Source organism: Pseudorhodoferax sp. Leaf274, from assembly GCF_001422445.1.
Lineage (GTDB): Bacteria > Pseudomonadota > Gammaproteobacteria > Burkholderiales > Burkholderiaceae_C > Pseudorhodoferax.
In genome coordinates, this window is record NZ_LMNA01000029.1 from 275,821 (window position 1) to 288,215 (window position 12,395).

General features: G+C 70.6%; 10 protein-coding genes. 4 read left to right on the forward strand and 6 right to left on the reverse strand.

Translation table 11 applies throughout. The features are described 5' to 3' along the window. Positions 1 to 5: 5 nt before the first annotated feature. The 3 genes from ASF44_RS26645 to ASF44_RS26655 form a co-directional block, all read right to left on the reverse strand. Positions 6 to 1,535, reverse strand: coding sequence for an acyl-CoA synthetase (locus ASF44_RS26645; RefSeq protein WP_056902290.1), 1,530 nt, complete (start codon positions 1,533 to 1,535; stop codon positions 6 to 8). A 185-nt stretch (positions 1,536 to 1,720) separates the two neighbouring features. Next, on the reverse strand, positions 1,721 to 2,866 hold the full coding sequence (locus ASF44_RS26650; protein ID WP_056902291.1) for an acyl-CoA dehydrogenase family protein: 1,146 nt from the start codon (positions 2,864 to 2,866) through the stop codon (positions 1,721 to 1,723). Between the two features lie 18 nt (positions 2,867 to 2,884). Next, on the reverse strand, positions 2,885 to 4,045 hold the full coding sequence (locus tag ASF44_RS26655; protein WP_056902292.1) for an acyl-CoA dehydrogenase family protein: 1,161 nt from the start codon (positions 4,043 to 4,045) through the stop codon (positions 2,885 to 2,887). A gap of 140 nt (positions 4,046 to 4,185) precedes the next feature. Between ASF44_RS26655 and ASF44_RS26660 the strand changes: the two genes are divergently transcribed. Further along, complete coding sequence (locus ASF44_RS26660; RefSeq protein ID WP_056902293.1) at positions 4,186 to 5,013, forward strand: FadR/GntR family transcriptional regulator; 828 nt, start codon at positions 4,186 to 4,188, stop codon at positions 5,011 to 5,013. A 9-nt stretch (positions 5,014 to 5,022) separates the two neighbouring features. On the opposite strand, the gene ASF44_RS26665 is transcribed toward ASF44_RS26660, so the two are convergent. Continuing rightward, complete coding sequence (locus tag ASF44_RS26665) at positions 5,023 to 5,793, reverse strand: enoyl-CoA hydratase-related protein (RefSeq protein ID WP_056902294.1); 771 nt, start codon at positions 5,791 to 5,793, stop codon at positions 5,023 to 5,025. A gap of 6 nt (positions 5,794 to 5,799) precedes the next feature. Beyond that, positions 5,800 to 6,771, reverse strand: coding sequence for an NADPH:quinone oxidoreductase family protein (locus ASF44_RS26670; protein WP_082525062.1), 972 nt, complete (start codon positions 6,769 to 6,771; stop codon positions 5,800 to 5,802). A 193-nt stretch (positions 6,772 to 6,964) separates the two neighbouring features. On the opposite strand from ASF44_RS26670, the gene ASF44_RS26675 reads away from it, so the two are divergent. Genes ASF44_RS26675 through ASF44_RS26685 form a run of 3 tightly spaced genes read left to right on the forward strand, consistent with a single transcriptional unit; the run spans position 6,965 to position 11,109 of the window. Next, complete coding sequence (locus ASF44_RS26675) at positions 6,965 to 7,936, forward strand: tripartite tricarboxylate transporter substrate binding protein (protein WP_056902296.1); 972 nt, start codon at positions 6,965 to 6,967, stop codon at positions 7,934 to 7,936. Positions 7,937 to 7,994: 58 nt separating this feature from the next. Next, on the forward strand, positions 7,995 to 8,948 hold the full coding sequence (locus tag ASF44_RS26680) for an acetyl-CoA C-acyltransferase (RefSeq protein ID WP_056902297.1): 954 nt from the start codon (positions 7,995 to 7,997) through the stop codon (positions 8,946 to 8,948). Between the two features lie 10 nt (positions 8,949 to 8,958). After that, entirely contained in the window at positions 8,959 to 11,109 is a 2,151-nt protein-coding gene (locus ASF44_RS26685; protein WP_082525063.1) for a 3-hydroxyacyl-CoA dehydrogenase NAD-binding domain-containing protein, read from the forward strand. A gap of 124 nt (positions 11,110 to 11,233) precedes the next feature. Here the strand turns inward: ASF44_RS26685 and ASF44_RS26690 are convergent, their stop codons facing one another. Continuing rightward, complete coding sequence (locus ASF44_RS26690; protein ID WP_056902298.1) at positions 11,234 to 12,391, reverse strand: acyl-CoA dehydrogenase family protein; 1,158 nt, start codon at positions 12,389 to 12,391, stop codon at positions 11,234 to 11,236. Positions 12,392 to 12,395: the final 4 nt, after the last annotated feature.

Sequence of the window (12,395 nt, forward strand, 5' to 3'; positions counted from 1 at the left end):
GGCGTTCAAATGCTGCGGCCGGCGCCTTGCCAGAACGGCTCGCGCAGGCGACGCTTGAAGATCTTGCCGCTGTCCTCGCGCGGCAGCGCGGCGTGGAAATCGATGCGCCGCGGCAGCTTGTACTTGGCCAGCCGGGGCGCGAGGTAAGCCCGGATGTCCTCGGCCGTCAGCGTGGCATCCGGCACGGCCTGGACGGCCGCGGCCAGGGATTCGCCGAACTCGTCGTCGGGAATGCCGAACACCGCGCAGTCCTGCACGCCGGGGCACTGCAGCAGCACCATCTCGATCTCGGCAGGGTAGATGTTGGTGCCGGCGGAGATGACCATGTCGGACCGGCGGTCGCACAGGTACAGGCGTTCGTCCTTCAGGTAGCCGACATCGCCGCAGCTGATCAGCCCGTCGCGTTCGACACCCGCGCGCTTGGCTTCGTGGTTGAGGTAGGTGAAGTCGGCATAGGCCGGAACGCGCATGTAGATCTCGCCGATCTCGCCCGTGGGCACGGGCCGGCCGTCCTCGCCATAGAACGCGATGCGCGTGCCCGGCGTGGGCACGCCGACGCTGCCGGGGTGGGCCAGCCAGTCCTGCGGCGTGGCCAGCGTGGCCGTGCCGACCTCCGAGCCGCCGTAGGTTTCGTAGACCACGGGGCCCCACCATTCCATCAACGCCTTCTTGACCTCCACGGGGCAGGGCGCGCCGGTGTGCGTGACCCAGCGCAGCGAGCTCACGTCGTAGCGCGCGCGCACCCCGGCCGGCAGCTTCAGCAGCCGCACGAACATGGTGGGCACCATCACGGCGTGCGTCAGCCGGTGCCGGGCGATCAGGGCCAGCGTTTCCTCGGGGTCGAACTTGGACTGCAGCACCAGCACATCGGCGTTGGGCAGCGCCTGGCGGCCATAGGCGTTGGGCGAGGCGTGGTAGAGCGGGCCCGCCACCAGCGCCCGCACGCCGGGCGTCACGCCGTACACGCTGGCGATCAGCGCGACATAGGCGGCCGCCTGCTCGGGCGTGGCCGCTTCGCGTTTGACACCCTTGGGGTGGCCGGTGGTGCCCGAGGTGTAGATCATGGTCGCGCGGCTGCGCTTGGGCGGACCGTCCCAGGGGCTGAAGCCGGCGCACCAGTCGTCCCAACGCAGGTCGCCCGGCTGCGGCTGCGCCAGCGCCTCGGAGATGCCGTAGCGTTGCTGCACCTCCGGCGGCGTGGGCACCACCAGCAACCGCAGGCCGGCGGGCAGCTGGCCGCGCAGCGGCGCGACCAGATCGGCATGGGCCACCAGCACCTTGGGCCGGGCGTCGCCGAGCACGTACAGCACCTCCTCGGGCTTGCCGTGCCAGTTGATGGGGACGCAATAGGCACCGAGCGCGGCGGCGGCCTGCTGGCCTTCGAAGAAAGCGAAGTCGTTGCGCAGCAGCAGGGCGACGAAGTCGCCTTCGCCGACGCCCAAGGCGTCGAAGCCGGTGGCGGCGCGGCGGGCCTGCAGCAGCACGGCATCGCGCGCCACGGCGCGGTCGTCCAGGTAGATCAGCGGGGAATCCATGGGGCTTGTCTCGATATCAATGGTAGTACCAAATGGTAGCGACTGGCCTGCCTGTGCGCAAGCGACGATCGCCTGCGGAGCCTCATGCGCCGTCGAACGCTCCGCGAGGGCGACGGCGCCGGCGGCGCATGGAGCAGCCGCAGCGTCGGCCCGCGACGGGGACGGGGTTGCGCCGCGTGGCACGGTCACATGCGCACGGCCCATGCGTCCGCGAGCCGGGCGGCCTGGGCCGCGCTGTCGCCGAACAGCTGGTCCAGCACATGGATGCGCCGCAACGCGTGGCCGACGGCGTACTCCTCGGTCATGCCGATGCCGCCGTGGATCTGCACCGCGTTCTGGCACAGCTGCCGGGCATGCCGGCCGATCACCAGCTTGGCGCGCAGCAGGTCGGCCGCGGATTCGGAGGCATCCGGCCGGTCGGCCGCGATGGCCGCGGCCATGGCCATGCTGCGCGACATCTCCAGGCCGACCTGCATCTCGGCGGCCTTGTGGCGCAGCGCCTGGTTCTGGCCGATCAGCCGGCCGAACTGCTGGCGCGTGTTCAGGTACTCCACGGCGAGTTCGAAGGCCAGCTCCATGGCGCCCAGCATGTCGGCGCACACGGCCGCCAGGCCGGCGTCGAGCGTGCCCTGCAGTGCGACACGGGCGCGGGCGTCGTCGCGCGGGTCGCCGAGCGGCTGGGCGGCGACGCCGTCCAGCACCAGCTCGGCGGCAGGCGTGTCGTCCACGAGGCGGTAGCCGCGGCGCTGCTGGCCGGCCGCTTGCGCGTCGACCACGAACAGCGCGATACCGGCCTCGGCATCGGGCGCACCGTCGGTGCGCGCGGTGACCACGAGATGGTCCGCGCTCTGGCCGTGCAGCACATGGCGCTTGCGTCCGGTCAGCGTCCACTGGCCAGCGTGCTGCGTCGCCTGGGTTGCCACCCAGCAGGGGGCATGGCGCGCGTCTGCCTCATCGTGCGCCCAGGCCAGCAGCAGCCGGCCGGCGGCGGCGGGCGCGAGCAGGCGCGCCTTGGCGGCGGCATCGCCGGCCAGTTGCACGGCCGTGGCGCCCAGCACGCTGGACGACAGCACCGGCTCCAGCAACAACGCGTGGCCGCAGGCCTGCAGCACCGGCAGCCGGTCGACCGCGCCGCCGCCGAAGCCACCGTGGGCTTCGTCCACGCACAGCGCGGTGACGCCGAGCTCGGCCAGGTGCCGCCACAGGCTGCGCTGGAAGCCGTCGGCCGTGGCGGCGGCTGCCCGCCGTTGCTCGAAGCGGCCATGGTCGGCCAGCAGGCGGCGCACGCTGTCCTGCAGCTGCGCCTGCTCGTCAGTGGGTTCGAAGTTCATCTGTGCGTTCTTTCCGTGTCAGCCCAGCAGCGTCTTGGCCAGGATGTCTTTCTGGACCTCGCTCGTGCCGCCGTAGATCGAGGCCGCGCGCGAGTAGAAATAGCGCGGCACCAGGGGACCGGCGCCCGGGTCGTCCAGCGGGCGGCGTTCCAGCCCGGCGGGGCCGGCCAGGCGGGCCAGCAGGGCGGCGATGTCCTGCTGGAGCTCCACGCCCTTGAGCTTGAGCACGGACGCGAAGCTCGGCAGCGCCTCGCGCGCGCTGTCGGTCAACAGAAAGCGCCAGTTGGTGATTTCCAGCGCGCGGATCTCCGCGTCCAGGGTGGCGAACTCGCTCCGCAGCTGGGGCGAGTCGATCAGGCGGTGGTGGCCGTCGCGGGTCGTCTCGGCGATCTCGCGCGCGAAGTCCAGCCGTTCGCGGCACAGGCCGACGTTGGCGATGCCGGTGCGCTCGTTGCCCAGCAGGAACTTGGCGCAGTTCCAGCCCTTGTTTTCCTCGCCCACGAGATGTCCGACCGGTACCCGCACCTCGTCGAAGAAGACTTCGTTGAGATGGTGGTCGCCATCCAGCGAGACGATGGGGCGGATCGTGACGCCCGGGGTCTTCAGGTCGATCAGCAGGAAGGAGATGCCCTCCTGCTTGCGCGCCTGGCTGTCGGTGCGCACCAGCGCGAACACCCAGTCGGCCATGTGCGCCGTGGTGGTCCAGATCTTCTGGCCGTTGACGATGTAGTCGTCGCCCTCGCGCCGCGCCGCGGTGCGCAGCGAGGCGAGATCGGAGCCCGAACCGGGTTCGGAGAAGCCCTGGCAGAACCACAGGTCGAGGTTGGCCAGCTTGGGCAGGAAGAAGTCGCACTGCTCGGGCGTGCCGAATTTCATAAGCACGGGGCCGAGCATGGTCACGTTGAACACCTGGGGCAGCGGCGCGGGCGCGCGGTAGAGCTCGTCCATCAGGATCAGGCGCTCCATCTGGCCCAGTTCGGCGCCGCCGTAGCGCCTGGGCCAGTGCGGCGCGGCCCAGCCGCGTTCGTTCAGGATGCGCTGCCAGGCCACGGTGTCCTGCTTGCGCGGGGGGTGGCCCAGGCGCAGGCGTTGGCGGATGTCGTGCGGCAGGCGCTGCTGCACGAAGGTGCGCACCTCGTCGCGGAACGCCTCCTGCGCGGGGCTCAGGTTCAAGTCCATCGGGTCTCCATGGCAAATCGATTCGCCGAAAGTGTATCGGCAATGATGTATAGGTTCAACCAATAAGATATGGAGTAAAGGCCGGCGTCCGGGTAGTACGATGCGCAGCACAACAAAACGTGTTCCGAAACTTGCCTCCTATGCCCGATTCCAAAGATGCTTCCGCCACCGTGACGACCGGCGGGCCGGTGTTCCAGCCGGTGCGCACGCGCCGAACGTTCGAGGCGGTGTGCGACGAGATCCGCCGCCAGATCTCCAATGGAACGCTGCAGCCGGGCCACCGGCTGCCCGGCGAGCGGGAACTGGCCGAGCAGTTCGACATCAGCCGCAGCGGCGTGCGCGAGGCGCTGCGCAGCCTGGAGGTGGCCGGCCTGGTGGAGGCACGCACCGGTGTGCATGGCGGCTTCTTCATCAACACCCGCCAGCCCGAAGGCCTGGCCCAGGCCGTGCGCGACATGGTGTCGCTGGGCCAGATCCCAACCACCAGCGTGACCGAGGCGCGCATCGAGCTGACCTGCGTCGCGATCCGGCTGGCCTGCCAGCGTGCCACGGACGCGGAGTTCGACGCCATCGAGGCCGACATCGATTTCCACGCGGCGCTGTTCCGCGAAGGCGGCGGCTCGCGCAACACGCGCTCGGTGGGCGAGTTCTACCGCCTGCTGGCACGCGCCACGCACAACGACGTGATCGTGATGCTGGTCGACGCGCTGTCGGAGATCGTGCGCAGCCTGCTGGCGCGCATCGACCCCAAGCCGCGCGAGGACATCATCCAGGTGCGGCGCAAGGTCCTGCGCCACCTGCGCGCGCGCGATGCGGACAAGGCCTGCGCCGCGATGGCCGAGCACCTCACCAACCTGAACGACTATTTGGAAGAGCAAAGCCGCGCACGCGCGGCGGCGGCGGCGTCGGCGGCAGCGGCGGCGTCAGCGGCGCCTCGGCGTGCGTCGCGCCGCACGCCGCGCGGCTGAAGGTCGCGTTCAGCGGCCCGACCAGACCGGCGCGCGCTTCTCGAAAAAGGCGCGCAGGCCTTCCTCGAGGTCGTCGCTGCCGCGGATGGATGCCAGGGCCTGCTCCGTGGCCTGCCAGCCGGCCGCATCGGCCAGTGCCAGCAGGCCGTTCATCGCCCCCAGGCATGCCTGTACCGACAAGGGCGCATTGGCGGCGACCTGGGCGGCCAGTGCCTGCGCCTTCACCAGCGCGTGCCCGGGCTCCGCGAGATGGTTCACCAGGCCCAGCGCGTGGGCACGCGCTGCGGCCATGGGCTGGCCGGCCAGCACCAGCTCACGCGCGATGTGCGGCGGCAGCGCCTGCAGCGCTCGGAACAATGCGCCGCAGGTGGGCAGCACGCCGCGCTGCACTTCCGGCAGGCCCAGCCGTGCGTTGTGTGCCGCCACCACCATGTCGCAGGCCAGGGCGATCTCCAGCCCGCCACCGAGGGCCATGCCTTCGACGGCTGCGATGAGCGGCTTGCGCCGCTGGCGGCGGATGATGCCGTACTCGCCGCCGCGGGCGGTGACGTAGTCGCCGCGCGACGCCAGGTCGCTGCCCGCGCAGAAGACCGAAGGGCCGCCGTAGAGCACCCCCACGCGCAGGTCCGCGTCATCGTCCAGGGTGTTCAGCGCCGCGTCCAGTGCATCGGCCAAGGCACGGTCGACGGCGTTGCGCTTGTGCGGGCGGTGCAGGGTGATGGTCCAGACCGCGCCGTCGCGCGCGGTGTGGACGGTGTCGGCCAGGTCGGGTGCGGGCATTGGGGCTCAAAAGGTGATGACGACGCGGCCGATGCCGTTGCGGTCCTGCGCGTGCTCTGCGGCCTGTGCGAAACACGCGACCGGCAGGACACAGCGCAGCACGGGGCAGATGCGCCCCTCCGCGAACCAGCGGATGCACTCGCGCAGGAGAGCGTCTGCGCGACCGGGCTCGCGCTCGCCGTACTGGCGCACGTCGACACCGACCAGCGCTGCCCCCTTGACGATGGACAGGTTGGTCTTGAGTGCACCGATCTCCCCGCCGGCGAAGCCGATCATCAGATGGCGGCCGCCCCAGCCCAGGGTGCGGAACGCCGTGTCCGTGGCCGCACCACCGACCGGGTCGAACACCAGGTCCACCCCGCGCGGCCCTGCCTGGCGCTTCACCATGTCCTTCCAGTCGCTGCCGCTGTCGATCACCGCATCGGCACCCGCGGCGCGGACGGCGGCGCGTTTGGCGTCGGTCGAGGCCAGGGCCAGCACGCGTGCGCCCAGTTGCTTGCCGATCTGCACTGCCGCGTGGCCCACGGCGCCGGCGGCGCCCAGCACGAGCAGCGTGTCGCCGGCCCGGATGCCACCGCGCTCGCGCAGCGCGTACAGCGCGGTGTAGGCCGAGGCCGTGGCGACGGAAGCGAGCGCCGGGTCGGTGCCCGGCGGCAGTTCGTGCACGCGCGAGGCGGGCGCGCAGACGTACTCCGCCCAGGCGCCCTGGCGCGTGCCGCACACCAGGTCGCCGGGAACGAGGCCCGTCTCGGTGTCGGGGCCGATGGCATCGACCACGCCGGCGTATTCGCTGCCGGGGATGAACGGTGGGGTGGGGCGCACCTGGTAGGCGCCGCGTGCCAGCAGCAGGTCGACGTAGGAGATGCCGCTGGCCTGCACGCGCACGCGCACCTCTCCGGCTCGCGGCACGGGCTGTGCGATGTCGCGCACGGTGATGTGGTCGTCGGGACCGTAACCCAGGACTTGCAAGGCTTTCATGCGGGTGTGCGCACCGGGCGGTCTGCCGGGCGGCGTGGCGTGGAAGGGGGATACATGCTAGACCAGAAAAATAATTGGTTCAACCTATTGACTGTAGCGCGGCGATTTGGAACATTCCGTGTCCTCTGGCCCCCTGCGACGCGACCAGACCCCTGCCAAGCCGACAGCAACGGAGACACCCACGGAGACACCGATGCCACTTACGCGCCGCCAGACCCTGGCCCTCCTGGGCGTGACGCCGCTCGCGTCCAGCGCATGGGCCGACAGCCATTTCCCCGAAAGGCCGATCAAGCTCGTCGTGCCATACCCGCCGGGCGGCCAGACCGATGCCGTGGCGCGCGTCTTCGCACAGAAGGTGGAGGCCGCGCTGGGCCAGCCGCTCATCGTCGACAACCGGCCTGGCGCCAACTCCATGATCGGGACCGAAGCGGTGGCCCGTTCGCCGGCGGACGGCTACACGCTGCTGTTCAACATGACGGCGCTGGTGACCAATCCACTGCTGCTGCCGCAGGTGGGGTACGACGCCTTCCGCGACTTCGTGCCCGTGGCGCGGTGCTACGAGATCACCGGCATCTGGGGCGTGCCGCCGCAAGGACCCAGGACGCTGGCCGAGTTCATGCAGCGGGCCAAGGCCGCGCCCAAGCCGCTGAGCTTCGGCACCACCGGCCATGCTTCGTCCTCGCACTATTTCGGTGAGATCCTGGCGCGTGCCGGCGGCTTTGCGCTGAGCCATGTGCCCTACAAAGGCGAGGCGCCCATCATTCCCGACCTGATGGCCGGGCGCCTGGATGCCGGTGTCGTGTCCGGCCACGCAGCGATGCAGTTCGCCAAGGACGGCCGCATCCGCGTGCTGGCCACCACCGGGGCGCAGCGCATCGCGTCGCTGCCCGATCTTCCGACCTTCCAGGAACTGGGCGTCGGGGGCCTGGCACCGGAGTCCTTCGCCGGCGTCTTCGCGCCGGCCAGAACGCCCAGGGCCGTCGTCGATCGCATCGCCGACGCCTTCGCCCAGGCGGGTGCCGCGCCGGATGTGCGCGACCGCATCGCCGCGTTCGGCCTGCAGCCGCCGACGCCGATCACGCAGGCGCAGTTCGTGGCCGTGATGCGCAAGGCGCACGACGAGTGGCTGGCGATCAAGAACAACAGCGCGATCCGCGTGGAATAGCAGTCCGTGCGCCACCGCCTCCACCGTTCCACTTCCAAGCAACGAGACTCCATGACAGATGCCATGGTCTCTGACCCGCTACTGCGGATCGGGCCTGGAGGCGGCCAACATCGCGGCGCAGAAGGTGAGCTCGTGGTGGGAGGAACTGGTGGTGGTGGGCGGCGTGGAATCGATGTCGCGCATCGCCATGGGCGCGGCGCCCAGCGCCCGCGATGCCAATCCGCAGCTCAACTTTCGCATGCAGCCGGTGCCCCAGGGCGTCAGCGCCGACCTCATGGCCACGCTGGACGGCCACACGCGCGGTCAGGTCGATGCGCTCGCCTCGCACCAGCGCGCGGCGCAGGCACGTGCCGAGGGGCGCTTCGCCCGGTCGCTGGTGCCCGTGAAGGACCTGGACGGCCTGGTGATCCTGGCCGAGGACGAGACCATCCGGCCGGACGCCTCGCTGGACACGCTGGCCCGGCTCCAGCCCTCGTTCGCCGACATGGGCGAGATGGGGTTCGACGCGCTGGCCCAGTTGCGCTACCCGCAGGTCGAGCGCATCGCCCATGTGCACACTGCCGGCAACTCGTCCGGCATCATCGACGGCGCCGCGCTGCTGCTGATCGGCAGCGAGGCCAAGGGCCGCGCCCTGGGACTCACGCCACGTGCGCGCTTCGTGTCCGTGGCGGTGACCGGCGCCGAGCCCACCATCATGCTGGCGGCGCCCGCGCCGGTGGCGCGCATGGCGCTGGCCAAGGCCGGCCTGCGCGTACAGGACATCGACCTGTTCGAGGTGAACGAAGCGTTTGCCAGCGTCGTGCTGCGCTTCATGCAGGAGATGGAGGTGCCGGCCGACCGCGAGAACGTCAACGGCGGCGCCATCGCCATGGGCCATCCGCTCGGGGCGACGGGCTGCATGCTGGTGGGCACGCTGCTGGACGAACTGGAACGCCGCGGCCTGCAGCGCGGCCTGGTCACGCTGTGCGCCGCCGACGGCATGGGCGTGGCAACCACCATCGAACGTGTTTGAGGATTCCTCCGTGACCGAACCCACCGCCATCACCATCCACTGGGGCGACGACCGCATCGTCACGCTCACCATCGACATGCCCGGGCAGTCCGCGAACACGATGAACGGCGCATTCCGCGCGGCCTATGCGGACGCGGTCGAGCGGCTGGAGGCCGGGCGCGAGCGCATCGCCGGCGTCATCCTGACCTCGGCCAAGAAGACCTTCTTCGCCGGTGGCGACCTCAACAGCCTGCTCGCGGCCCGGCCCGAAGACGCCGCGGCGCTGTTCGACCGCGCCGAAGGCATGAAAGCGCTGATGCGCCGGCTCGAGAAGCTGGGCCGCCCCGTGGTCGCGGCCATCAACGGCACCGCGCTGGGCGGTGGCTTCGAGCTGTGCCTGGCCTGCCATGCCCGCTTCGTGGTCGACGACGCCCAGCTGTTGCTGGGCCTGCCGGAAGCCGGCCTGGGCCTGCTGCCGGGCGCGGGCGGCGTCGTGCGCACGGTGCGCATGCTGGGCCTGCAGGCGGCCATGCCGCTGCTGGTCGATGGCACGACCTTCGGCCCTGCGCGTGCGCTCGAGCTTCAACTGGTGGACGGCGTGGCGCCGGACATGGACGCCGTGCTGGCGCTGGCGCGGGCCTGGATCGCCGCCCACCCAGAGCCGCTGCAGCCCTGGGACCGCAAGGGCTTCCGCATCCCGGGCGCCACGGACCGGTCGCCGGCGCCACTGGCCTGGCTCCGCGCGGCGCCCGTGCTGCAGATGAAGAAGCAGCGCGGCCTGTACCCGGCACCCGAGGCGGCCATGTCGGCGGCCATCGAGGGTGCGACGGTGGACTTCGACACGGCCTCGCGCATCGAGAGCCGCTACCTCGTGCACCTGGCCACGCATCCGGTCGCCAAGAACCTGATCACCACGTTCTTCTTCCAGGCCAACGAGATCAAGTCGGGCAAGGGGCGGCCCGCTGGCGTGGTGCCTGCGCGGTTCACCCGCATCGGTATCCTGGGTGCAGGCCTGATGGGCTCGGGCATCGCGCAGGTCTGCGCCCAGCGGGGCCTGCAGGCGGTGCTGAAGGACGCGACCTTGGAGGGGGCGCAGGCCGGCAAGGCCCGGGTGGAGAGCGCGTTGGCCAAGCGCGTGGAGAAGGGCGCGCTCAGCGCCGAGCGCATGCAGCGCACGCTGGCCGCCATCACGCCCGCCGGCACGGCCGCGGACCTCAAGGGTTGCGACCTGATCGTGGAGGCCGTGTTCGAGAAACGCGAGCTCAAGGCGGCCGTCACGCGCGAGGCCGAGCCGCAGCTCGCGCCCAATGGCATCTTCGCGTCCAACACCTCCACCTTGCCGATCACAGGCCTGGCGCAGGCGTCCTCCCGGCCGGAGAACTTCATCGGTCTGCACTTCTTCTCGCCGGTGGACCGCATGGCTTTGGTGGAGATCATCAAGGGCGCGCGGACCTCGCCCGAGACGCTGGCACGCGCCTACGACTTCGTGCAGCAGTTGGGCAAGACGCCCATCGTCGTCAACGACAGCCGGGGCTTCTTCACGAGCCGCGTGTTCGGAACCTTCACCAAGGAAGGCGCGGCCCTACTGGCCGAAGGGGTGCCGGCGGCCGAGATCGAGAACGGCGCGCTCAGCGTCGGCATGCCCGTGGGGCCTCTGGCCGTGATGGACGAGACCTCGATGGCCCTGTCCTGGTCGGTGCGCCAGCAGACGATTGCCGACCTGCAGGCCGCGGGCGAGGCCGTGCCGCAGCATGCGGGCTGGGCCGTGATCGGGCAGATGGTGGCGCTGGGCCGGCCTGGACGTGCGGGTGGCGGCGGGTTCTACGATTACCCCGAAGGCGGACGCAAGCAACTGTGGGCGGGGCTGGCCGGGCATTTCCCCGGCCGTGGCGGGGCGGTTCCCCATGCAGACCTGCGCGACCGGCTGCTCCATGTGCAGGCCCTCGAATCGGTCCGCTGCATGGAGGAGGGCGTGATCGAGGCGGCGCGCGACGCCAACATCGGCTCGGTGCTCGGCATCGGATTTCCGCGCTGGACGGGCGGCACGCTGCAGTACATCAACAGCGTGGGGCCGCGGGCCTTCGTGCGGCGCAGCAGCGAACTGGCGCAGCGCTACGGCGACCGGTTCCAGCCGCCCGCGCTGCTGGTCGACATGGCCGAGCGGCAGCAGCTGTTCGCCTGAGAGGGAGCGCTGCATGACCGGCGCCGTGGACGCGGCGTTCCGCGCCATGCGCCTGCCCCTTCCACTCCCCCCATGGCTTCAAGGCCGTGGTCGACAGCGGCCTCTTCGGCGGCGGGACAGGCGCTCAAGCCAGCCGCTTTTCCATCTCGCGCGCGATCAGCTCCTTCATGATCTCGTTGGTGCCCGCCAGGATGCGGTGCACGCGCACGTTCTGGTAGAGCCGCGCAACCGGGTATTCGGTCATGTAGCCGGCGCCGCCGTGCAGTTGCAGGCATTCGTCCACCACCTTGCCGCAGGCCTCGGTGACCCACCATTTGGCCATGGCTGCGGTGGCGGGCGAGAGCTGGCCAGCCAGCAGGCGGCCAGCGCAGTCGTCGAGGAAGGCGCCAGCCAGGTGCGCCTGGGTTTCGCACTCGGCCAGCTTGAAGCGCGTGTTCTGCATGGAGAGCAGCGGCTGGCCAAAGACCTTGCGGTCGGCCGTGAAACGCAGGGTCTCCTCGATCGCACGCTCCATGCAGGCCAGCGACATCAGGGCGGTGATGATGCGCTCGCGCGCCAGCTCCTTCATCAGCTGCCGGAAACCCTGGCCTTCCTCGGGGCCGAGCAGGTTCTCGCACGGCACGCGCATGCCGTCGAAGAACAGCTCGCAGGTGTCCTGCGAGTGCATGCCGATCTTGTGCAGCGGCTGGCCACGGCGAAACCCCGTGACCTGATCGGTCTCGACCACGATGATGGACACGCCGCGCGCGCCCTGGGCCGGGTCGGTCTTGGCCACCAGGCAGACCAGGTTGGCGCTGCCGCCGTTCGTGATGTAAGTCTTGCTGCCGTCCACGACGTAGTGGTCGCCGTCGCGCAGCGCGCGGGTCTGGATGGCCTGCAGGTCGGTGCCGGTGCCCGGCTCGGTCATGGCCAGGCCGCCGATGAGCTCGCCGGTGGCCATCCTGGGCAGCCACTTGCGCTTCTGGTCCTTGCTGGCGAAGTTCTCGATGTAGTGCGCGACGATGCCGCTGTGCAGCGAGTTGCCCAGGCCGCCTGCGATGGCGCGCGCCTGCTCGGAGAAGATCACGGCCTCGTGCAGGAAGTTGCCGCCGCCGCCGCCGTATTCCTCCGAGATGCCCGGGCACAGCAGGCCGGCGGCGCCGGCCTTGTACCAGACCTCGCGGTCCACATGCTGCTGGGCGCTCCAGCGGGCTTCGTGCGGCACCAGTTCGGTGTCGTAGAACCGCCGCGCGCTGTCGCGCAGCGATTGGAGTTCGGCGTCCATCCAGTGCGGTTGGTGCATGCTT

Excerpts from the sequence above, each read along its gene's own strand:
- ASF44_RS26645 (WP_056902290.1), bottom strand. The coding sequence starts at position 1,535 with ATGGATTCCCCGCTGATCTACCTGGACGACCGCGCCGTGGCGCGCGAT.
- ASF44_RS26660 (WP_056902293.1), top strand. The coding sequence starts at position 4,186 with ATGCCCGATTCCAAAGATGCTTCCGCCACCGTGACGACCGGCGGGCCG.
- ASF44_RS26655 (WP_056902292.1), bottom strand. The coding sequence starts at position 4,045 with ATGGACTTGAACCTGAGCCCCGCGCAGGAGGCGTTCCGCGACGAGGTG.
- ASF44_RS26650 (WP_056902291.1), bottom strand. The coding sequence starts at position 2,866 with ATGAACTTCGAACCCACTGACGAGCAGGCGCAGCTGCAGGACAGCGTG.
- ASF44_RS26690 (WP_056902298.1), bottom strand. The coding sequence starts at position 12,391 with ATGCACCAACCGCACTGGATGGACGCCGAACTCCAATCGCTGCGCGAC.
- ASF44_RS26670 (WP_082525062.1), bottom strand. The coding sequence starts at position 6,771 with ATGAAAGCCTTGCAAGTCCTGGGTTACGGTCCCGACGACCACATCACC.
- ASF44_RS26680 (WP_056902297.1), top strand. The coding sequence starts at position 7,995 with ATGCCATGGTCTCTGACCCGCTACTGCGGATCGGGCCTGGAGGCGGCC.
- ASF44_RS26665 (WP_056902294.1), bottom strand. The coding sequence starts at position 5,793 with ATGCCCGCACCCGACCTGGCCGACACCGTCCACACCGCGCGCGACGGC.
- ASF44_RS26675 (WP_056902296.1), top strand. The coding sequence starts at position 6,965 with ATGCCACTTACGCGCCGCCAGACCCTGGCCCTCCTGGGCGTGACGCCG.